Raw genomic sequence first — 19631 nt, 5'->3', positions numbered from 1 at the left:
CCACCTGAAGAAAGCCAATCAATGTGGGAGCTGGCTTGCCTGCGATAGCGGTGTTGGATTCACCATCGCCATCGCAGGCAAGCCAGCTCCCACATGTGTTTTGCGGTGCCTGTTACACCACCAACGACAGCAACATGATGAAGATCAGCGCCACGATCGACAGGATGGTCTCCATCGCCGTCCAGGTCTTGAACGTCTCGGCCACGGTCATGTTGAAGTACTGCTTGACCAGCCAGAACCCGGCATCGTTGACGTGCGACAGGATCAACGAACCCGCGCCCGTCGCCAGCACCAGCAACTCGCGGTTGACGCCCGGGATCATGCCGACCACCGGCACCACAATGCCTGCACCGGTAATGGTCGCGACCGTCGCTGAACCGGTGGCGATACGAATCACCGCCGCCACCAGCCACGCCAGCAGGATCGGGTTGATCTGTGCGTTCACTGCCATATGGCCGATCACGTCACCCACGCCGCTGGTCACCAGCATCTGCTTGAAGCCACCACCGGCACCGATGATCAGGATGATCGCGGCGGTCGGCGCCAGGCTGGCGTCGAGCAGCTTGAGGATCTGCTTGGAATGGATGCCCTGGCGATGGCCAAAGGTGTACAGCGACAGCAGCAATGCCAGCAGCAAGGCGGTGATCGGGTGACCGATCATGTCCATCCAGTTGCGCACCACGTTGCCTTCGGCAAAGGCGATGTCGGCGAAGGTTTTGAGCAGCATCAGGAACACCGGCAAGAGCACGGTGACCAGAGTGATGCCAAAGCTTGGCAGCGACTTGTTATCCGTCTCGCGGGCCAGTTGATCCACCAGTTCCTGGGACGGGTTGCCCGGAATGTACTTGGCGATAAACGTACCGAAGATCGGGCCGGCGATGATGGCGGTCGGCAGTGCGACGATCAGGCCGTACAGAATGGTCTTGCCGATGTCCGCGCCGAACACGCCAATCGCCAGCAGCGGGCCCGGGTGCGGTGGCACCAGGCCGTGTACCGCCGACAGGCCGGCCAGCAGCGGGATGCCGATCTTGATCAGCGATACACCGGTACGCCGTGCCACGATGAACACCAGCGGGATCAGCAGCACAAAGCCGATTTCAAAGAACAGCGGGATGCCCACCAGGAACGCGGCGAACATCATGGCCCACTGGACCTTCTCTTTGCCGAAGGCGCGGATCAGGGTCTGGGCGATCTGATCGGCACCGCCGGATTCGGCCATCATCTTGCCGAGCATCGTGCCCAGCGCGAGGATAATGCCAACAAAGCCGAGCACGCCGCCGAAACCGTCCTGGAACGCCTTGATGATCTTGTCCACGGGCATGCCCGAGGTCAGGCCCAGGAAACCGGCCGCGATGATCAGTGCAATGAACGGGTGCACCTTGAACTTGGTGATCAGTACGATCAACCCGATGATAGTGACTACTGCATCTAGCAGCAGGTAAGACTCGTGGGACATGCCAAACATGGGGGGTCTCTCCTGTTTGTTGTTGTTATTAAAGCGGGTGTTGAATTTTCTGCCGGGGATAGCGCTATCTTTTCCGGCAAAAAATTAATGAGTAGGTTCAAAGCCGTGCTTGCGCCACCAGGCGTTGGTCTGCTCGGCCAGCTCCTCGACGCTGTCTTCACTGGCATTGAGGGCCAGGGTCAGCGGTTCGCCCTTGGGCGATTCGAGGGTGGCGAACTGGCTGTCGATCAGGCTTGCCGGCATGAAATGGCCGGGGCGGTGGGACACGCGGTCGGCGGCCACTTCGCGGGTCAGCTCCAGGAACACAAAGCCCAGGCCCGGCGCGGCTTCGCGCAAGTGGTCGCGGTATTTCTTTTTCAGGGCTGAACAGGTGAGCACAGGATGCTCGCCCGCTGTGAGCGACCGGCGCAGTTCATCGCACAGGATGTCGAGCCAGCCGGCGCGGTCGTCGTCGTTAAGGGGGTAGCCGGCGCTCATCTTTTCGATGTTGGCGGCGGGGTGAAAGCTGTCGCCTTCAATGGCAGTGGCGCCGTTCAGGCGGCACAGGGCTTCGCTGACGCTGGACTTGCCACAGCCGGAAACACCCATGATGACCAGGGCGGTAACAGGTTGACTCATGAAACACCTCAGGACGCAGATAGCGCTACCTTTGCACAGCATAAGGCTAGTGCAAAAACAGGCTTTTCCCGCGCCGACTTGTCATTTTTATGGAGTGACGCGTGCATCTGCTCCAATCATTCGAACCGGATCAGGCAACCCTGGGTTCAATAATTTGCAGCCCTTTGGAGACAGCGCTACCTTAGTGCCTCGATTTTTGTTTGGCAAGCCGCCTGATGACCTCCAAGAACGATAAAAATACCCGCACGACGGGCCGCCCTACCCTCAATGAAGTTGCACGCCTGGCCGGGGTCAGCCCAATCACCGCCTCCCGCGCCCTGCGCGGTATCAGCACCGTGGCCACCGAACTGGTGGAAAAAGTCCAGCAGGCCGCCGCCGAACTCAGCTACGTGGTCAACCCCGCCGCCCGTGCCCTGGCGTCGGCCCAGAGCCAATCGGTGGTGGTGCTGGTGCCGTCGCTGTCCAACCTGTTGTTTATCGAAACACTGGAAGCCATCCATCAGGTACTGCGGCCCAAGGGCTTTGAAGTGCTGATCGGCAACTCCCATTATTCGCGCGATGAAGAAGAAAACCTGCTGCGCAACTACATGGCCTACCAGCCACGGGGTTTGCTGCTGACCGGGTTCGACCGCACCGAAAGCGCGCGACGAATGGTCGAGGCCAGCAATGTCCCGTGCGTGTACATGATGGATCTGGACCCCAATGCCGGGGTGAACTGCGTGGGCTTCTCACAGTTGGCCGCAGGCGAAACGGCGGCGGCGCATTTGCTGTCCCGTGGGCGCAAGCGCCTGGCCTACATCGGCGCGCAGTTGGATCAGCGCACGTTGTTGCGCGGTGAAGGTTTCCGCCGCGCCTTGCAGCAGGCGGGTATGTACGATCCGGCACTGGAGCTTTTGACACCCCGCCCCTCCTCCGTGGGCCTGGGCGGCGAACTGTTCCTGCAATTGCTGGCAGCGCATCCGGATGTGGATGCGATCTTCTTCGGCAACGACGACCTGGCCCAGGGCGCCCTGCTCGAAGCCCTGCGCCACGGCATCAAGGTGCCGGAGCGAGTCGCGGTGCTGGGCTTCAACGACTTGCCCGCGTCGTCATTCATGGTGCCGCGCCTAAGCAGCATCAGCACGCCACGCGAGGCGATTGGTCGACGTGCGGCGGAGCATTTGCTGACGATCATGGCGGGCAACAAGATTGCCAAACCGGTGGTGGATATGGGGTTTGAGTTGCAGGTGCGCGAGAGTACGTAGGACGGCTGTAGGAAGCGGCTGACATCGCGGCAAGTGCCTTGCTGCTTGACCTGTCCGATGACCTCACCGGCAAGCACCGTGATGTAGCGCTGGCCATGCATCAATTGAGCGAGCTGAGTGTATTGCTGGTAGGCAAAGCCATGAACCAACAAGTACCGCTGGCCTAGTAGTAAGGGGAGGCTCGGCCCAATAAGCACGTCAGCCTGATGTAAAGCAGCCTCCCTGTATCTGTCGACTCAGAGGACAGACAAACGTCGACCAAATCACCAGCGCCTTTCAACCGGCGGTTTTCAACGTACGCTTACCGCTCATCGGTCGCTCCAGAGAACTGTCATAAATGACAGTAGACCTGCATGGTGTATGCGGCCTAAATATCAGGGGCAGCCCCCTCGCATACTCATTGCCCTCAAGGAGACTCATTATGAATTTACCCAATAAAATCACTGGCTTCCTGAAAGAGACTAACGAGAGTTTTGATTCTCACAACATTCTCCACCTGAATACATTCCCTGGCACAAAAAACACCACACTGGCATTCATACAAAACAGCCATTTTATTGCATTCGAAATAGACAAGAGCTTCACACCAGGCCGCTATAAACTTTCCCATTCCAAGAAGGAGGAGCATGTTCAAGTTATTTATAACGTGCCTAACCCTAACGGGGGTTCGGATCCATATCCGGCCATCTCGGGAACATTTGAAATTGTCAGCAACGAAGATAATATCCTTGAAGCAAAATTTGCCTTCATAGCCGCCAAAGCCGACGACCGAGAAAAAATTATTACCGTCGAACGCGGTGAGTACTACATTAAAAATTTCAATGCGACTCCATAACCGCTTACACATCCGTCCACCTCAAGGCAGCACTGCGCATAGTCAGGCAAGTGCCTGCCTTTTCTGATCACTGCCTATCCTCGCTATAGCTCCCAAACGTCTGGTAAATTGGCCCCTGGCACTCATGATCGCAGGGAAGCTCAATGGCACACTCACTGAAAATCCTGGGCCGCACCTCCTCCATCAACGTGCGCAAAGTGTTGTGGACCTGCCAGGAACTGGGTATCGACTACGTGCGTGAAGACTGGGGCATCGGCTTCAAGCCCACGCAGTCCACCGAGTTCCTCGCCCTGAACCCCAACGCCCAGATCCCGGTCTTGATCGACGACCACGGCGTGCTGTGGGAATCCAACACCATCTGCCGCTACCTTGTCGGCCTGTACCAACGCCACGACCTGCTGCCTGTCGAACCCGCCCCCCGGGCGCGTGTCGAGCAATGGATCGACTGGCAAGCCGTGGAACTCAATCGCGCCTGGAGCGACGCTTTCACCGCATTGGTACGCAACAACCCCGACGGTCTCGACGCAGCGCAAATCGCCGCCGCAGTGCAGCTCTGGAACGACAAGATGGGCATTCTCGAACAACAACTGGCCAGGACCGGTGCCTATGTGGCCGGGGAGGAATTCACCCTCGCCGATATCCTCATCGGCCTCTCGGTACACCGCTGGCAGGCAACGCCCATGCAGCGTCCACCCTACCCCGCCATTGCCGCCTACTATCAGCGGCTCAGCCAGCACGCCGGCTTCAAGACCTTTGCCCTCGACGGCCACAACTAAGCACAGGGATCACCACGTGAACGGACTCAACGTACTACTCACCGGCGCCTGCGGCAGAATCGGCAAGACATTTTTCCAGGCCTCGAAAGATCGCTACTGCTTCACGCTCACTGACCGCATCGCGCCGGATTTCGACCTGGGTGAACACCGCTTCGTACACGCCGACCTCAGCGATAAATCCAGCCTGGCGACCCTGCTCGAAGGCATCGATGTGATCGTGCATCTGTCGGGCATCCCCCATGCCAGCGCCTCGTTCGACGAACTGCTGCCCAATAACATCCTCGCCACCACCTACCTGTTCGAAGCCGCCGTGGCCGCCGGCGTGCAGCGTCTGGTATTTGCCAGCAGCGCGCAAACCATCGAAGGCTACCCGGTGGATCGCCAGATCACCCCCGGTATGCCGGTGATGCCCGCCAACCTGTATGGCGTAAGCAAATGCTACGGCGAGGCCCTGTGTGGCTACTACGCAGCCAAGACGCCGCTGTCGACCATCGCCCTGCGTATCGGTGCCTTTGAACTCTCCGAAACCCACGACCTGAACAACGCCCGCGACCTCAGCGCCTGGCTCAGCCCGCGGGATGCCGTGCAACTGCTGCAACGCTCAGTGGAAGCCGTCGGCGTGAAGCACCTGATCGCCCACGGTATTTCCAACAACCGCTTCAAGCGTCTGGATTTGAGCGAAACCACACGTGTGCTGGGCTATCAACCGCTGGATGATGCGTTCCAGGTATTTGAAATCCCCATCACTTACTGAGTTTTCACCATGCCCGCCCAATCCACCACCGACGGCCTCGACCCACTCCGCGCCGCGCATATCAGCGCACGCATTGATCGCCTGCCCGCCGTGGCCACCGTGTGGCGCCTGGTGGCGCTGCTGTCCATCGGCGGTTTTTTCGAGCTGTATGACCTGTTCCAGACCGCCTATATCAGCCCCGGGCTGATCAGCGACGGCATTTTCCATACCGGCAGCCAGGGCGTGTTTGGTTTTTCGGACCAGGCCGCGTTCGCCTCGGCGACCTTCCTCGGCCTGTTCCTCGGCGCCAGCCTGCTCAGCCCCATCGCCGACCGCTTCGGACGCCGGGCAATCTTCACCTTTGCATTGATCTGGTACACCGTCGCCACGGTGCTGATGGGTATTCAAACCTCCGCCCTGGGCATCATCTGCATGCGCTTTGTGGTGGGCATAGGCCTGGGCATCGAACTGGTGACCATCGACGCCTACCTCTCGGAACTGGTGCCCAAGCGCATGCGCAGTTCGGCGTTTGCCTTCGCGTTTTTTATCCAGTTTCTATCGGTGCCGGCTGTGGCCTTGATGTCGTGGTGGCTGGTGCCCCAGGCGCCGTTCGGCATCTCCGGCTGGCGCTGGGTGGTGTTGAGCAGCGCAGTGTTTGCGCTGTTTATCTGGCAACTGCGCAAGCGCCTGCCGGAATCACCCCGCTGGCTGGCGCAGAAAGGCCGCTTCGAAGAAGCCGGTGCGATCATGGACAAACTGGAAGTACGCTGCCTGAAAGATCACGGCAAGCCCTTGGATGAGCCGCAACCCGAAGCCATCAGCGTTCAGGGCAGCGGGCGTTTCGCCGATATCTGGCAACCGCCCTACCGGCGCCGCGCCTTGATGCTGATCGTGTTCCATGTGTTCCAGGCCATCGGTTTTTTCGGCTTTGGCAATTGGTTGCCGGCACTGCTGTCGGGCCAGGGCGTGAGCGTGACGCACAGCTTGATGTACGCCTTTATCATCACCCTCGCCTACCCGCTGGGGCCGTTGCTGTTTGTGAAGGTGGCCAACCGCTTTGAAAACAAATGGCAGATCGTTGGCTCGGCCATGGGCGCCGTGATATTCGGTAGCCTGTTCGCCCTGCAAACCACCGCGCTGGGGCTGGTGTTCTGCGGGGTGATGATCACCTTCTGCAATGCCTGGCTGAGTTTTAGTTACCACTCCTACCAGAGCGAATTGTTCCCCACCAATATCCGCGCACGGGCGGTGGGGTTCTGCTATTCGTTCAGCCGCTTGTCTACGGTGTTCAGCAGTTTGCTGATCGGTTTCATCCTCGAACACTTAGGCACGCCGGGGGTGTTGGCATTTATCGCCAGCAGCATGTTGATCGTGATGATCACCATCAGTTGGTTCGGGCCGCGTACGCGTAATCTGGCGTTGGAAAATATTGCCCATTGACCACCGTCGGCGCTCGATACCGTCCGTCAGTGGAGTGACTCTACTGTCAACTTTGACAGTAGATCGTAATGCCCCATTGCCGCTTTACTGATGACCAGGCGTTCCCGTGGTGGGCCGCCATTGGAAGGTAACCCGGATTGAACATGGACCAGAGCGAACACGCTTCAGCAGGATGGCTTAAATCCACAGGGTTCGAAGGTGAAATAGATACCAGCAACGTCGTGTATCGCCAATCCAGTACCGGACGCTGGATCGCCCTGGATGGACGCCAGCCCAGTCAGGGTGGCGACTTTATTGGCATTCAAATCGACTTTCCCAAGGATCAGCCCCCAGGTCCGATTACCGTGCCTCAACCTTGGCCAAGAGACGTTAACGTCAGCTATTTCCGAGAAACAGCCTTCGGCCATCGCACCTCCTACCGTGCAAAGAGCGGCACGCTTGACTTGCGCAGCTATGACGGGAATACAGGCTATGCAGCCGGCACTTTCGAAATCACTGCTGATGTCGAAGGCACGGACCATTCGTTCAATGGCTCGTTTGATATTCGCACCGTACAAAACAGCTAGCCAGCGGCAACGATTGGTCTCTACGCGGTCATCGCTTGCCGCCTGAAGCGTCCGCCTACCCGCCGCTACTGTGTTGGATCGTCGGCACACTTTTTGCTCCAGCTGTCGCACCGACCATTTGCACAGGTGACCGATCATGCTGGTTAACAACAACACTCAAGCCATATCGACCGTCCAGCAACTCAAGCGCCCCGACATGGACCCCGCCAACGCCGCCGCCAGCGCGCTTTACAGCGGTGCCCTGCAAGTTGCGCAGCAAAGCGTCACGCTACCGGCAGCGCAGAAGGCGCTGGACAAGGCCGGCGACCGTATCGACGAGGCCTTCGCCAAGACCCGTGTGCAACTGCAAGCCACGGCGCCCAATAGCGATGTACCGGCAAGCAACGCTGCCGGGTCAGCACGCAGTGAGTTCACCGACTACATGACCAAGACCCCGGCCGAGCGCATCCGCGACCAGTTGCTCAAAGAACGGGGCCTGACCCTGGAGGAACTGAACGCCCTGCCGGTGGAGGAACAAAACGCGTTTGCCAAGCAAGTGTCCGAGCGGCTCCAGCAGCAGCAACAGCAACAGGTAGCGGCGAAGACGGCTGACCCGCAGGCACAGGCAGTCAAAGAAACCCTGGCTGCAATCTAAGGCCATCCCCTGTAGGAGCGAGCTTGCTCGCGAAGGTCGTCAACGATGACGCGCACATCCAGAATGAACGCGGCGTTCTTGAGTTTTTCGCGAGCAAGCTCGCTCCTACAGACGGCTTTGCTGCTATTGCAGTTGCAGCGTCGAATTGAACTGACTGATTGCATCCACCACATGCCGCGAGCCTTCCTGGATCTCCAGGATCACCTGCCCCGCTTCGTTGGCCAGTTCCACCCCAAGCCCCGTGCGGCTCAAGCTCGACTGCATGCTCGTCACCGCACTCAATGACAGGTCGTGGTTCTTGCGCACCACCTCCACTATCTCCACCGTCGCCTGGCTGGTGCGGGCCGCGAGGCTGCGCACTTCATCGGCCACCACTGCGAACCCACGTCCATGCTCACCAGCCCGCGCCGCTTCAATCGCGGCGTTGAGCGCCAGCATATTGGTTTGTTCGGCAATGCTGCGGATGGTCTGCACGATGGCGCCGATGATGTCGGACTGTTTGTTGACCGCATCGATGCTGTGGGCAGCCTGGTTCAAGTCGCTGGAGATGGCCTCGATAATCTGTACCGTTTGCTGCACCACCTGCGAGCCCTTGCGGGCGCAGGCGTCGTTTTGTACGGAGGTGGCGTGGGCCGAATCAGCGGCGGTGCGCAGGGTGGTGACCTGGTCGGTGATGTCGCTGGCAAATTTCACCACTTTGTACAGGCGCCCATTGGTATCGAAGATCGGGTTGTAGGACGCCTCCAGAAACAGGGTCTTGCCGTATTTGTTTTTACGCTCGAAGCGATGGGAGTGGTATTCGCCACGATTGAGCGAGGCCCAGAATGCCTTGTAGGCCGGCGACTCCACTTCATTGCGATGACAGAACATGCTGTGGTGCTGACCGATGATTTCCTCACGTGAATACTGCACGGTGCGCAGGAAATTGTCGTTGGCGTTGAGGATCTGACCCTGTGGGGTGAACTCGATCACTGCCATGGAGCGGCTGATGGCGTCGATCAGGCTTTGGTTCTCGTGTTCATGGTGTACTCGCGCGGAAATATCCGACGCCACCTTGATCACACTTCGCACCTGATGGTCGCTATCCAGCACCGGCATGTAGCTAGCTTCAAGCCATACCTCTTCACCGTGCTTGTTCAAACGCATGAAGGTGCCGCTGAGCGCTTCGCCCCGCGCCAGGTCGCGCCATAATTTGCTGTATTCGTCGGTGTGGGTGTAGGCCTCATCGCAAAAAATGCGGTGATGTTTACCGCGGATCTCATCGATGCTGTAACCCATGCTCTTGCAGAAATTTTCGTTGGCTTCGAGGATCACGCCTGTGCGATCAAACTCGATCATCGCCATGGAACGGCTGATGGCTGCGAGCTTGGCATTGGCTTCGGTGAGGGCACAGGAAAAACGCTGGATTTCTTGAAGGTCGGATTTGTGCTGGCGGTTGAACATGGTCAGATCACCCTTGAGTCCCGGCGCCTGAACGGCGCATTCCATTCTTGTGTTGGTAAACCTTCACGGGGAAATAACCATTCAAAACGCTTTATAGGCCAAGCATCATTAACGGTCCTGGGTGAGCATAGACAGGGGTTGGCGCTATGCAAGGCCACTAATCAGCCAGCATTGCCAGCAGGGCGCTGGCAGCGCAAATCTCGCTTACAGACCAGCCTTTACCTTGGCAGCTACATCCGCCGGCACCCACGGCTGCCAGACTTGCGGCTGTTCCTTGAGGAACGCCAGCGCAACCTGGCGCGGCGGCTGACGTTTCTCGCTCATCCGCGCCAAGGTGGTGTTGAGCAGATCAATCGGCAAGTCGACTTTTTCAAAGAACGCCACCAGTTGCGGATACTGCGCCTTGAACGGCGCCGACACGCCAATGGCCAGGTGCGCGGGCAACGAGCGAGTGCCAATGGGGTGTGGATGGTTGGCGTCAGCCAGGGTTTTCCAGGCCTCGGCGTTGAACGCGGGCTCCTCCAGCTTGACCAGCTTGAAACGGCCCAGCAGCGGTGTAGGCGACCAGTAATAAAACAACACCGGTTTGCCGCGCCGGATCGACGACGCCACCTCGGCATCCAATGCCGCGCCGGACCCGGTGCGGAAGTTGACGAAACTGTCGGTCAGGCCATACGCCTTGAGTTTCTGGCTGTTGACGATCTCCGAAGTCCAGCCGGTGGGGCTGTTGAGGAAACGTCCACGGCTTGGGTCTTCGGGGTCGCGAAACACGTCCTTATAGCGCGCCAGGTCGGCCACCGACTTGAGGTCCGGCGCCAGCGGCTTGATACCGCGCTCGGCGTCGCCCTTGATCACGTATTCGGGCACCCACCAGCCTTCGGTGGCGCCTTTGACCGTGTCACCCAGACCGAACACTTTGCCTTCACCTTCAGCCTTGACCCACGCCGGACTACGCCCGGCCCACTCTTCGCCGATCACCTGGATATCGTCCTTGGCCAGAGCCGCCTCCAGGCTCACGGTACTGCCGGGCAAAGTGTCGGTGGGCAGATCGTAGCCCTTCTCGACGATCAGGCGCAGCAGCTCGGTGATCAGGCTGCCGCTTTCCCAAGTGATATCGCCGAAGTGGATGGGTTTGCCGGCTTCGGTGGCCATTGCCGGCTGGGCCAGGGCGGTAAGTGCCAGCAGCGAACTACCCAGCAGGTTTTTCAGTTTTTTCATCGATTGCCTCTTGGTCAGTCGGTCACAACACGTGATCGATGCGGTATTCAGAATCGGTTGACGGCGCGGGCCATGTAGTCGCTGACCGAACGCTGGGATATCCCCAATTCGGCGGCGATCTCGGGGTAAGTCAGACCATGGAGGCGCGAGAGTAAAAAGGTCGACTTGACCTTGGCCGGCAGGCGATCGAGCAACTGGTCGATGGTCTGCAAGGTTTCGAGCTGTTGCGCCAGGTCTTCCGCAGAGAGCGTGCTGGCGGTTTCGTCGTAATCCAGGCAGTCGAGATAGGCGCGCTCCAGGTCACGGCGACGCCAAAGCTGGTAGATCAGGCGCTGGGCAATGGTGGTCAGCAAGGCGCGGGGCTGAAGGATCGGCGCTAAGCCGGAAGCACCCAGGAGCTGGGCGAAGGCGTCGGCGGCGATGTCTTCGGCGTGTGCACGCGATTTGAGATGGCCGTGCAAGCGGCTGCACAGCCACGCGTAATGACTGCGGAACAATGTGCCCACGTAGTCGCTGTGAGCAGTGTCGGCGCCGGACATAGTGGCTCCTTCTTGAGTAGGTTGCGCGTTATGTCCGGTGTTCCGGTGGAGCGATCCTAGCAAAGCCTCTTATTCTTTAATAATACTTAAAAGTCTTCCTTATATAACTTTATTGAATTTTCACGTAGCCAGCATTTGCTGCCTGTTGCTGGTAGTCCAGCAGCACGTAGTAGTCGTCTTCACTGGCCGGCAGCACGGTCTGCACGCCCAGTGTCTGGGCAATCTCCGGTAACGCCAGCAACGCCTGATTCATTGCCTGGCGAATCTCGGCCACCTGCTTGTCACTCATGCCCAGCGGGCCGATGTAGGGCAAGGTCGGGCTCGGCGCGCTGCGGGTGATGATGCGCAGCCCCGCCACTTCCTGTGGGGCAAAACGGGCAAGGTAGTCGTAGGTCACACTGTCGATGGCAGCGAGGTCGGCACGGTCTTCGCGCAGCCAGCGCAGGCTCTCGCGGTGAGCGCCGCTGATGGCAACAGAGGCGAAGAAACGCCCATCGCGGTGCAGCGGCGCCAGACGCTCACGCAGCAGGTTCATGCCACTGTTGGAGTCGTGGCCGTTGATCACGCCGCGGCTGTTGTAGAACTGTGCCAGGGTCTGGCGTGGGTTGTCGTCGCGAGTCAGCAGCAGGCTGCAATGTTGCCCGTGGCTGCTGTGGGGCAGTTCATAGCGCGGGCGGCCAATCACGCTGACCTGGCCGCGCAGTTGGGTCATCAGTGGATAGCCACAGGTTTGGGTCACGAGCAACTCGGGCGCGAGCCATAGGCTGGGCAGGTCAAGGTGATCGGCATTGAGCCGCTGCACGCCCAGGCGTTCGAGGATGCGCGTCAGCCACTGCTGGTTGGCCTGCTGGATAGGTTCGGGCGCGACATACATCAGCAGTTCGGCGTAGTGGTCACTCATGAACATCTCTCACGCAAAAGGATGCCGGGGACTATCGATAGCCTTGAAGCCGTGACGGCTGATCAACTGGCCGTAGCCTTGCACCAGGAAGCCGCCGCTACGCATCAGCCATTGCTCGCGCCGGGCGCGGTAGACCGTGGGCAGCAAGTACCAGGGCAGTTTCGGCAAGTCGTGGTGCACCAGGTGCAAGTTGTTGTTGAGAAATAACCAGGACCATGGCCAGGACGCTTCGTTGAGTACGGTGCGCTGCTCCGGTTGCAGGTGTGGGCGGTGTTCATAGTAGGAACGGATCGACGCCAGGGACAAGGCCGGCACACTCACCAGCAGCAAGTAATGCCACACCGCAAGCGCGCTGTAGCAGGCTATGAAACTCAGCATCAGCACAGTGATGGCGCCGTGGGCCAGCCACATCGGCCATGCCTGGGGCAGGCGTTGAAACTCGTGACGGGCCAACCGGCCAATGGCCAACGGCGCAGCCAGCAGGAAGCGGCCAAGCACGGTCTTGGTCAACCAATGCACGCCACGTTCGAACAGCGAGCTGTTGTCCCATTGCTGCTGATTGAGGTAGCGGCTTTCAGGGTCGATGCCCGGTAGGGTCAGGTCGTCGTCGTTGTGGTGCAACAGGTGGCTGTCGCGGTACAGCGTGTAGGGAAACCACACCGCGAAAGGGGCATAGCCGAGGAGTTTATTGAGCAACAACGAACGGGTCGGGTGGCCGTGGAGCAGTTCGTGTTGCACCGACAGCCACAGCGTGACGATCGGGATCAGCAACAGTGTGCTCAGCAACAGGCCTAGCCACTGGCTGCCAAGGATCACGGCGAACCAACCGGCATATACACCGATCAACAGCAACCAGGTCGGCCATTCGGTTCTTGCGGCAAAGGTCGTCGCCAGGGCTTCGATTTCCCGGCGGTGGGTCAGATCAAGGTAGTTGGCCATCGGCAGCTCAGAGCAGGTGTTTCCTGCTCTGTGCAATGAGGCGGGAAAATCTTGCAGATTGTTTGGTTCTAAGCTTGTAACTCAGTGACCGAACAGGCCGGCTTCGGATTTCTTGGTCTTCTTGTCGGCGCGTTTTTCATCCGCGGTTTTTGCCGGCTTTTTCTTCGCGGCTTTCTTTGAATCCATACCTTTGGCCATGATGCGTGCTCCACTAACAGGGGATGTAGCACTGGGTATACCACCTATTGCCCGGCAGAAGGCGCTTATAATCCCCGGCCCTGGATAACGCTTGTCTGAACCCCATGCCCCCATTGCACATCGAACCGCTGGCAGAGCCCCTGTGGCCGCTGCTGAACAAGTTTTACCGCAGCCACAACTCTTCGATGAAGGCCCTCAAGGGCGGCCGTTTGTGGGTAGCTCGCGATGGCGAGATCGTGGCCGGCTTATGCTTGAGCCCGGTGGTGGGTGGGCAGTGGCTGACGGGGGTGTTTGTCGACCCGGCCTATCGCGGCCAGGGGTTGGCGGCGCGCTTGATTGAACAGGCGGTAGCCGGAGTGGAGGGTACGGTGTGGCTGCTGTGCCATCCGGACCTGGAGGGGTTGTATCAGCGTATGGGGTTCAGTCAGGACACGCTGCTGCCGCAGTCCCTCAGCGAGCGGTTGGTGCGCTACAAACGGAACAAGCCGATGATTGCGATGGGGTTCTCAATCACCTGAATGATGCCGGATAAACATGTGGGAGGAGGCTTGCTCCCGATAGCGGAGTGTCCGTCGCTGAAATGTCGACCGGTCCACCGCTATCGGGAGCAAGCCCCCTCCCACATTGGGACCTCAGGAAGCCTGGTGTTTATTCGTCAGCTGTCGGATCCAACTCCGGGAACATCACTTCGATAAACCCGAACTTGCTGAAATCGGTGATCCGCGACGGATACAGCCGACCGATCAAATGGTCACATTCATGCTGCACCACCCGCGCATGAAAGCCGTCGGCAAAACGCACAATCGGCTCGCCCTTGGGATCGAAACCTTCGTAGCGGATCTGCTGGTAACGGTTCACGGCGCCGCGCAAACCGGGCACCGACAGGCAGCCTTCGAAGCCCTCTTCCAGCACCGGGCTCAGGGGCGTGATAAGCGGGTTGATCAGGATGGTCTGCGGTACCGGCGGCGCCTCCGGATAGCGCTCGCTGGCTTCGAAACCAAAGATCACCAGTTGCAGGTCGACACCAATCTGCGGTGCAGCCAGGCCAACACCGCCCACATGTTCCATGGTCTGGAACATGTCGTCGATCAGTTGCCACAACTCGGGGCTGTCGAACATTTCCGGCGGCACCGGCGGAGCGATACGCAGCAGGCGCTCGTCGCCCATTTTCAGGATTTCACGGATCATCGTGGCACTTCTTCAGGGGTGGGCTTGGAGTGGTCCCGGCCTAGGCCCGAGACGTGCTGTTTTTCATCGGTATGACCGGGTTCGTCAAACTCCTTTTCACCTGGGTCCTTGCCTTCGGCTGACATGTGTTCGATCACGGCATTCATCTCCGCACCCAGCAGTAACACGGCGGCGGAAATATAGAAGTACAGGAGCAGGACAATGATCGCGCCGATGCTGCCATACATGGCGTTGTAGTCGGCGAAGGTTTTGACGTAATAACCAAAGCCCAGGGAAGCCACAATCCACACCACCACGGCCAACACCGAGCCTGGGGTAATGAAGCGGAATTTCTGCTCGACGTCCGGCATCACGTAATACATGAGTGCCACGGCGAACATCAGCAGGATCACGATCAATGGCCAGCGCAGGATGGTCCACAGGGTGACGACGAACTCCTGCATGCCGATCTGCCCGGCCAGCCATTCCATGACCTGCGGGCCAAGCACCATCAGCGCAGCGGCGGCCAGCAACATGCCGGCAATGCCGACGGTGTAGAAAATCGACAGCGGAAAACGCTTCCAGATCGGCCGGCCTTCGACCACGTCGTACGCGGCGTTCATCGCGCTCATCATCAAACGTACGCCCGCAGAGGCGGTCCACAGCGCGATGACGATACCTACCGAGAGCAAGCCACCCTTGGACTGTTGCAACTGGTCGATGACCGGGTTGACCTGCTCCAGCGCCTGGGGCGGCAACACCAGCTCCGACTGCAAGCGCAGCCAGGTGAAGAAGTCCGGCAGATGCAGGAAACCGATCAGGGCAATCAGGAACAGCAGGAAGGGAAACAACGAGAACAGCATCTGATAGGCCAGTGCCGAGGCGTAGGTAGGCATCTCGTCATCGACGAATTCCGTGACGGTGCGTATCAGCACCTTATGCAGCTTGAGACCATCGAGTACCGGAAAAATCATAGCGTCTCCTTTCGCCGCAAAGAGGTTGAGTTCGTGGGCGACTCAGGGGCCGTTTTCTACATCAAAGTAGCCCATTTGGCGACTTTGAAACAATTTCCAAAATTTAGTTGCAACAGTTCACACAAAAACGGCCATCCGTGGATGGCCGCCATACTGCTGGGCAAAACCAGCAGAACGCCTTATTCGGTGGCTTTTTTCACCGCGTCCTTGGTTTTCCCGACTGCTTGCTGCGCTTCACCTTTTTTCTCTTGGATCACGCCTTCTGCACGCAGTTTGTCGTTGTCCGTGACTTTGCCGATACCCTGCTTGATGTTGCCGACCGCTTCGTTCGCCAAACCTTTTGCCTTATCCGATGTGCTGCTCATGGTATTTCTCCTGGAACAATCGAGGGTTTTGGTCATTACGTAGAGGTTGACCCAGGACGCTTCGGCAGAGTTTCAATTATTTTCGCGAGGCATTTTATCGCCTGCCGCAGGTTTGGCTTTATGTTTTGCGGCCAACCCACGAGAATGCCCGGCACATTCAGGCTGCAACGCTGAATAACAGATCCCGTAGGAAGGTTATGAAACTCAATAAAGCACAGGCTATCGCCCGCAGAAACCAGGAACTGGGCGGTGCCGTACTCGGCGTCAACAACTGCCATTTCACCGACCTGGACCACAAGCGCAATATCTGGTGGTTCGACCTGCCCGTTGCGCGGATTGCCGTGGGCCAGTACGAGTGGATCCATCTGCTGATGCATAACGCCGAGACGGACCAGTTGTTGCACCTGAAAGTGCCGACTGTGTTTCTGCGCGAAAAGCTGGAAGGGTTGGTGGTACGCAATGCGGGCAAGCGCAAGCCGGAGATTACCCTGGAACTGAGTGCCGACAAGGACTCGTTCCTCAAGGATGTGCGCCCGGCGGGTGCCGGCGTGAGCTTTGCCCAGTTCACTCTGTAACCATCGCCCCTAACCGGCGAGAGCGTGACTGCTATACCAGCAGTCACACTCTCGCGCACTTTCAGGCGGTTGCCACTGACCGGCCGGCAATACGCTGAGCCAGGGCGATGGCGAACAGGCAAAACAGCGACATGACCAGTATCCCCATCATCAGCCCCATGGCGGTGCTGGTGTGCCCCTCAGAGAAAAAGAACAGCGCCAGTGCCGCACCCGCCATCTTGATCGCGCCTTGCAGCGCACTCCCGGTACCGGCATGTTTTGCCTGGCCATGCAGACTGATCCCCAACAACAAGGGTGAGGACAGGCCACAGCCGAGAGCTACCAAAAAGCCATACGCCACCAGCGCCGGGGCCGTGACCAACTTGAATGCCTGGAGAACCAGCGGAGCGAGCGCCGCCAACACCGTCAGCGCCACCAAGGACGTCATCAGGATGCGCTCAGGCGAGTAACGATTCAAAAAACGCTTGGTCAGGTAAGAACCCAAGACGATACCCGCAGAGTAGCCAACGAACAGCAGGCCATTTTCCTGGCTCTGCAGATGGAACTGCAATTGATAGATGAATGGGCTCGCGGTGAAGTAGCCGATGGTGATCGCAAACAGTACCGCAGAGACCAGGCTGTAAACCATGAAGTTGAAGTCGCGCAGCAGCACTTTGAAACCCTCAAGCCGTTTGGAAGGCACGCCCTGCAGCGGAGCTGTTTCAACCAGTGTGGCCTTGATAAATACGGCGCCGAGCAGCGTGATCAGGGTCAATGCGTAGAAATTATATTGCCAAGGAAGTGCAGCAGTTATAAAACCACCCAGTACCGGCGCAAGCGCAGGCGAGACCTGGGACGCCATGGAGAACACCGTCAGCGATTTGGACAACTCGGTTTTATCTTTGAACGTATCGCTCAATATTGCCCGGCTTATCACGGGGCAACCGCCAGCACCGATGCCTGTTAACAAACGAAACAGATAGAGCGCCTGAATACTGTCCGCCGTCGACGTCAGGTAATTGCCCAAGGCGCCGAGGGCAAGGGAGACCATAATCACCGGTACCCGCCCTTTTCTATCGGAGATCGGCCCATACACCAACTGGGACAGTGCAAAGCCTGCCAGATAGAAGACCACCAGGTTTTGGGACTGCGCGTCAGTTACCGAAAATACCCGTGCAATCTCCGGCAAGGCGGGGTTGTACAAGTCAATGGAAAACAACCCCAATACCAGGATCAGGCAGGAGTTGGTGATCACCATTCTAGAATTCACGACAGGCTCCTTACAGTAATGGATGGTCTTTCAAGCGTGTGCCGTATTCGCTGTTGGGCGTGGTATGTCGCCCGTCGCATTTGATTTCAATCAGATGAGGGGCGGCGGTGCTCATGATGCTTTCAATACAATCTTGCAAGGCCTGTGGCGAGTCCACGCACGTCGCACTCACGCCCAGGCTCTGGGCAAACAGGCACCAGTTGTAATCGGGAATTTGCGTCAGCGCGGCTAAGTTGTCTTTGTTATTGAAGTAACTTGCCGAATAGGACCGGTTATTGAAAACGACGAAGACGATATTCAACCCATGTTTCGCGGCGGTCGATAGCTCAAGGCCCTGCATCAGCATGCAGCCATCACCGGTAATCACCATGGTTTTGCCCTCGGGGCGGGCGAAACTTGCACCGATGCCTGCCGGGATACTCCAGCCCATCGGGCCTAATGTGGTTGCCGATAAATAGGCCGCCGCCCCCCGCGCAGTCCAGTAGTGGCCGAAGAAGGATCGATGGGAGCCCGAATCGACACACACCACGCCATCACTGGGGAAAAACGCTTGCAGCACCGGGATATAGGCGGCGGGATGGTCGGCAAGATTGCCCGTAGCTTTGGCATCGACGGGGTAATGCAGCGGCACCCGTTGAAGATCATTCGACCACCTGGAGCGACTCTCCTGGCTGGCCTCCAGCTCTTGTGCGTGAACCTCGCTGACCAGCCTCAGGAAACCCTCCCCCGTCGCCACCACGCCGTGATCAATACCAAGATACCGTCCCAGATAATCTGGGTTCTCATCCACCTGGATCGCGCCAAATTGAGGCCTTAGCTCATGGGACCAGAGCATGGTGCTCCATTGAGTGGTATCGAGCCCAAGGAGAATCACACCGTCCACACCGCCCTTGAACGCCTCGATAGCGCGCTTGTTTCCCGAATAACCGTAAACGCCCAAGGCGTTGGGATGGTCCTCCGGGAACAGTCCTTTGGCGCTCAAGGTGGTCGCGACCGGAATCGAAAAGCGCTCGGAAAATGCCAGGAGCGCAGCGCCAACCTTGGAGTTTTTGCAACGTAGCCCCGCGAGAATGACGAGATTGGTCGAGCGCTTGAACACGGCCTTGATCGCCGCGCTTTTGATCTTTTCAACGGCAAGCGCTTGGTTGCTCCACGACTCCAGTACGTTGGCAGCGATATCGGCGCGGCTCGTGGATTTCTCGTACAGTGCTTCCTTGCTGACGGCCAAGTAGGTCGGGCCTTTTTCCATGCCTTTCAACAACCGCACCGATTCGCGCAAAAACGCCGACAAGGGTTGCCCTGCCTTGACCTCGAGGGCACTGCGGGTGATGGGTTTGAATACATCACACAGATTCACGCCGGTTTGGCTCCCGTCCTGCAGCACGTTTTGCATTTCCAGCGATGACGCAATCTGGCCCGACAAGAGCAAGACCGACTGGTGGTCCGTGTAAGCGGAAGCGATCCCGGTCAGCGCGTTGGTAACACCCGGCCCGCCTATCACCAGGCACACCCCGAATGTTTCACTGGCACGCGCATAGCCTTCGGCCATATAGGACGCGCCTGTTTCACACGCTGTAACCACCGGTTCAATGGCAAGCGTTGTAGAGCCATCACTGGGATAACAACGCATAAACGCATTGATCAACTTGCCAGGCACCATGAAGAAGTGCGTAACCCCCAAAGACTGAAGTTGGCGAAGAATGTAATGTGCACCGGTTTCGCCAGTACTTTGCAATTCCATTGCAAACCCCC

Annotated in this window: 20 protein-coding genes and 3 pseudogenes; 10 read left to right on the top strand and 13 right to left on the bottom strand. The window is 58.6% G+C overall.

Annotation, left to right across the window (positions count from 1 at the left end):
• Positions 1–112: 112 nt before the first annotated feature.
• A complete protein-coding gene (locus QMK52_RS13775; protein ID WP_005790708.1) occupies positions 113–1465 on the bottom strand; it encodes a GntP family permease in 1353 nt (450 codons plus the stop codon).
• Positions 1466–1549: 84 nt separating this feature from the next.
• Complete coding sequence (locus QMK52_RS13770) at positions 1550–2083, bottom strand: gluconokinase (protein ID WP_194439014.1); 534 nt, start codon at positions 2081–2083, stop codon at positions 1550–1552.
• A 212-nt stretch (positions 2084–2295) separates the two neighbouring features.
• Between QMK52_RS13770 and QMK52_RS13765 the strand changes: the two genes are divergently transcribed.
• From QMK52_RS13765 to QMK52_RS13730, 8 genes and pseudogenes are all read left to right on the top strand, one after another.
• On the top strand, positions 2296–3327 hold the full coding sequence (locus QMK52_RS13765; RefSeq protein ID WP_164365902.1) for a LacI family DNA-binding transcriptional regulator: 1032 nt from the start codon (positions 2296–2298) through the stop codon (positions 3325–3327).
• 26 nt (positions 3328–3353) lie between these two features.
• A pseudogene (locus tag QMK52_RS13760) lies at positions 3354–3494 on the top strand (DUF6124 family protein); the annotation flags it as partial.
• A 254-nt stretch (positions 3495–3748) separates the two neighbouring features.
• A complete protein-coding gene (locus tag QMK52_RS13755) occupies positions 3749–4162 on the top strand; it encodes a hypothetical protein (RefSeq protein WP_194439016.1) in 414 nt (137 codons plus the stop codon).
• Between the two features lie 143 nt (positions 4163–4305).
• On the top strand, positions 4306–4938 hold the full coding sequence (locus QMK52_RS13750) for a glutathione S-transferase family protein (RefSeq protein WP_122733660.1): 633 nt from the start codon (positions 4306–4308) through the stop codon (positions 4936–4938).
• Between the two features lie 16 nt (positions 4939–4954).
• Positions 4955–5692: an NAD-dependent epimerase/dehydratase family protein gene (locus QMK52_RS13745; protein WP_194439018.1), complete on the top strand. Its 738-nt coding sequence runs from the start codon at positions 4955–4957 to the stop codon at positions 5690–5692.
• Positions 5693–5701: 9 nt separating this feature from the next.
• Positions 5702–7111, top strand: a complete 1410-nt coding sequence (locus tag QMK52_RS13740) for an MFS transporter (protein ID WP_122733658.1) — start codon at positions 5702–5704, stop codon at positions 7109–7111.
• A 143-nt stretch (positions 7112–7254) separates the two neighbouring features.
• Entirely contained in the window at positions 7255–7677 is a 423-nt protein-coding gene (locus QMK52_RS13735) for a hypothetical protein (protein ID WP_122733657.1), read from the top strand.
• Between the two features lie 136 nt (positions 7678–7813).
• On the top strand, positions 7814–8311 hold the full coding sequence (locus tag QMK52_RS13730; protein ID WP_194439020.1) for a hypothetical protein: 498 nt from the start codon (positions 7814–7816) through the stop codon (positions 8309–8311).
• Positions 8312–8434: 123 nt separating this feature from the next.
• Here QMK52_RS13730 and QMK52_RS27410 read toward each other — a convergent pair.
• The 6 genes and pseudogenes from QMK52_RS27410 to QMK52_RS13705 form a co-directional block, all read right to left on the bottom strand.
• Positions 8435–8860, bottom strand: a pseudogene (locus tag QMK52_RS27410) (methyl-accepting chemotaxis protein); the annotation flags it as partial.
• A gap of 117 nt (positions 8861–8977) precedes the next feature.
• Positions 8978–9754, bottom strand: a pseudogene (locus tag QMK52_RS27405) (PAS domain-containing protein); the annotation flags it as partial.
• 204 nt (positions 9755–9958) lie between these two features.
• The gene (locus QMK52_RS13720; protein WP_005790725.1) at positions 9959–10972 is read right to left on the bottom strand and encodes an ABC transporter substrate-binding protein; all 1014 of its coding nucleotides are present in this window, start codon (positions 10970–10972) and stop codon (positions 9959–9961) included.
• Between the two features lie 47 nt (positions 10973–11019).
• Positions 11020–11511 (bottom strand): sigma-70 family RNA polymerase sigma factor, encoded by a 492-nt coding sequence (locus QMK52_RS13715; protein ID WP_005790727.1) that lies wholly within the window; start codon positions 11509–11511, stop codon positions 11020–11022.
• Positions 11512–11620: 109 nt separating this feature from the next.
• Positions 11621–12412: a phosphate/phosphite/phosphonate ABC transporter substrate-binding protein gene (locus tag QMK52_RS13710; RefSeq protein ID WP_320404179.1), complete on the bottom strand. Its 792-nt coding sequence runs from the start codon at positions 12410–12412 to the stop codon at positions 11621–11623.
• Between the two features lie 9 nt (positions 12413–12421).
• Positions 12422–13351: a fatty acid desaturase gene (locus QMK52_RS13705; RefSeq protein ID WP_005790730.1), complete on the bottom strand. Its 930-nt coding sequence runs from the start codon at positions 13349–13351 to the stop codon at positions 12422–12424.
• A 302-nt stretch (positions 13352–13653) separates the two neighbouring features.
• Between QMK52_RS13705 and QMK52_RS13700 the strand changes: the two genes are divergently transcribed.
• On the top strand, positions 13654–14067 hold the full coding sequence (locus QMK52_RS13700) for a GNAT family N-acetyltransferase (protein WP_122733650.1): 414 nt from the start codon (positions 13654–13656) through the stop codon (positions 14065–14067).
• 130 nt (positions 14068–14197) lie between these two features.
• Here QMK52_RS13700 and def read toward each other — a convergent pair whose 3' ends face one another.
• The 3 genes from def to QMK52_RS13685 all read right to left on the bottom strand — a co-directional run bounded on the left by def (position 14198) and on the right by QMK52_RS13685 (position 16055).
• Complete coding sequence (def, locus tag QMK52_RS13695; protein ID WP_005790734.1) at positions 14198–14737, bottom strand: peptide deformylase; 540 nt, start codon at positions 14735–14737, stop codon at positions 14198–14200.
• Entirely contained in the window at positions 14734–15690 is a 957-nt protein-coding gene (locus QMK52_RS13690; protein WP_005790736.1) for a YihY/virulence factor BrkB family protein, read from the bottom strand. Before QMK52_RS13690 ends, def begins: the two co-directional genes overlap by 4 nt.
• Before the next feature lie 179 nt (positions 15691–15869).
• Positions 15870–16055: a CsbD family protein gene (locus QMK52_RS13685; protein WP_005790739.1), complete on the bottom strand. Its 186-nt coding sequence runs from the start codon at positions 16053–16055 to the stop codon at positions 15870–15872.
• Positions 16056–16252: 197 nt separating this feature from the next.
• Between QMK52_RS13685 and QMK52_RS13680 the strand changes: the two genes are divergently transcribed.
• The gene (locus tag QMK52_RS13680; RefSeq protein WP_005790741.1) at positions 16253–16630 is read left to right on the top strand and encodes a hypothetical protein; all 378 of its coding nucleotides are present in this window, start codon (positions 16253–16255) and stop codon (positions 16628–16630) included.
• A gap of 61 nt (positions 16631–16691) precedes the next feature.
• Here the strand turns inward: QMK52_RS13680 and QMK52_RS13675 are convergent, their stop codons facing one another.
• Positions 16692–17879: a multidrug effflux MFS transporter gene (locus tag QMK52_RS13675; RefSeq protein ID WP_005790744.1), complete on the bottom strand. Its 1188-nt coding sequence runs from the start codon at positions 17877–17879 to the stop codon at positions 16692–16694.
• Between the two features lie 10 nt (positions 17880–17889).
• Positions 17890–19620 (bottom strand): thiamine pyrophosphate-binding protein, encoded by a 1731-nt coding sequence (locus QMK52_RS13670; RefSeq protein ID WP_005790746.1) that lies wholly within the window; start codon positions 19618–19620, stop codon positions 17890–17892.
• Positions 19621–19631: the final 11 nt, after the last annotated feature.

The sequence above is a fragment of the Pseudomonas sp. P9_2 genome (genome assembly GCF_034008255.1).
In the GTDB taxonomy this organism is placed as follows: domain Bacteria; phylum Pseudomonadota; class Gammaproteobacteria; order Pseudomonadales; family Pseudomonadaceae; genus Aquipseudomonas; species Aquipseudomonas synxantha_A.
Note: the sequence above shows the minus strand (reverse complement) of the source record. Positions and strands in the feature narration are given on the sequence as shown.

Coding starts and splice junctions, on each gene's coding strand:
- QMK52_RS13770 (WP_194439014.1), bottom strand. CDS start 2,083: ATGAGTCAACCTGTTACCGCCCTGGTCATCATGGGTGTTTCCGGCTGT.
- QMK52_RS13730 (WP_194439020.1), top strand. CDS start 7,814: ATGCTGGTTAACAACAACACTCAAGCCATATCGACCGTCCAGCAACTC.
- QMK52_RS13685 (WP_005790739.1), bottom strand. CDS start 16,055: ATGAGCAGCACATCGGATAAGGCAAAAGGTTTGGCGAACGAAGCGGTC.
- QMK52_RS13720 (WP_005790725.1), bottom strand. CDS start 10,972: ATGAAAAAACTGAAAAACCTGCTGGGTAGTTCGCTGCTGGCACTTACC.
- QMK52_RS13710 (WP_320404179.1), bottom strand. CDS start 12,412: ATGAGTGACCACTACGCCGAACTGCTGATGTATGTCGCGCCCGAACCT.
- QMK52_RS13775 (WP_005790708.1), bottom strand. CDS start 1,465: ATGTTTGGCATGTCCCACGAGTCTTACCTGCTGCTAGATGCAGTAGTC.
- def (WP_005790734.1), bottom strand. CDS start 14,737: ATGATCCGTGAAATCCTGAAAATGGGCGACGAGCGCCTGCTGCGTATC.
- QMK52_RS13735 (WP_122733657.1), top strand. CDS start 7,255: ATGGACCAGAGCGAACACGCTTCAGCAGGATGGCTTAAATCCACAGGG.
- QMK52_RS13700 (WP_122733650.1), top strand. CDS start 13,654: ATGCCCCCATTGCACATCGAACCGCTGGCAGAGCCCCTGTGGCCGCTG.
- QMK52_RS13715 (WP_005790727.1), bottom strand. CDS start 11,511: ATGTCCGGCGCCGACACTGCTCACAGCGACTACGTGGGCACATTGTTC.
- QMK52_RS13755 (WP_194439016.1), top strand. CDS start 3,749: ATGAATTTACCCAATAAAATCACTGGCTTCCTGAAAGAGACTAACGAG.
- QMK52_RS13670 (WP_005790746.1), bottom strand. CDS start 19,620: ATGGAATTGCAAAGTACTGGCGAAACCGGTGCACATTACATTCTTCGC.
- QMK52_RS13680 (WP_005790741.1), top strand. CDS start 16,253: ATGAAACTCAATAAAGCACAGGCTATCGCCCGCAGAAACCAGGAACTG.
- QMK52_RS13740 (WP_122733658.1), top strand. CDS start 5,702: ATGCCCGCCCAATCCACCACCGACGGCCTCGACCCACTCCGCGCCGCG.
- QMK52_RS13750 (WP_122733660.1), top strand. CDS start 4,306: ATGGCACACTCACTGAAAATCCTGGGCCGCACCTCCTCCATCAACGTG.
- QMK52_RS13690 (WP_005790736.1), bottom strand. CDS start 15,690: ATGATTTTTCCGGTACTCGATGGTCTCAAGCTGCATAAGGTGCTGATA.
- QMK52_RS13705 (WP_005790730.1), bottom strand. CDS start 13,351: ATGGCCAACTACCTTGATCTGACCCACCGCCGGGAAATCGAAGCCCTG.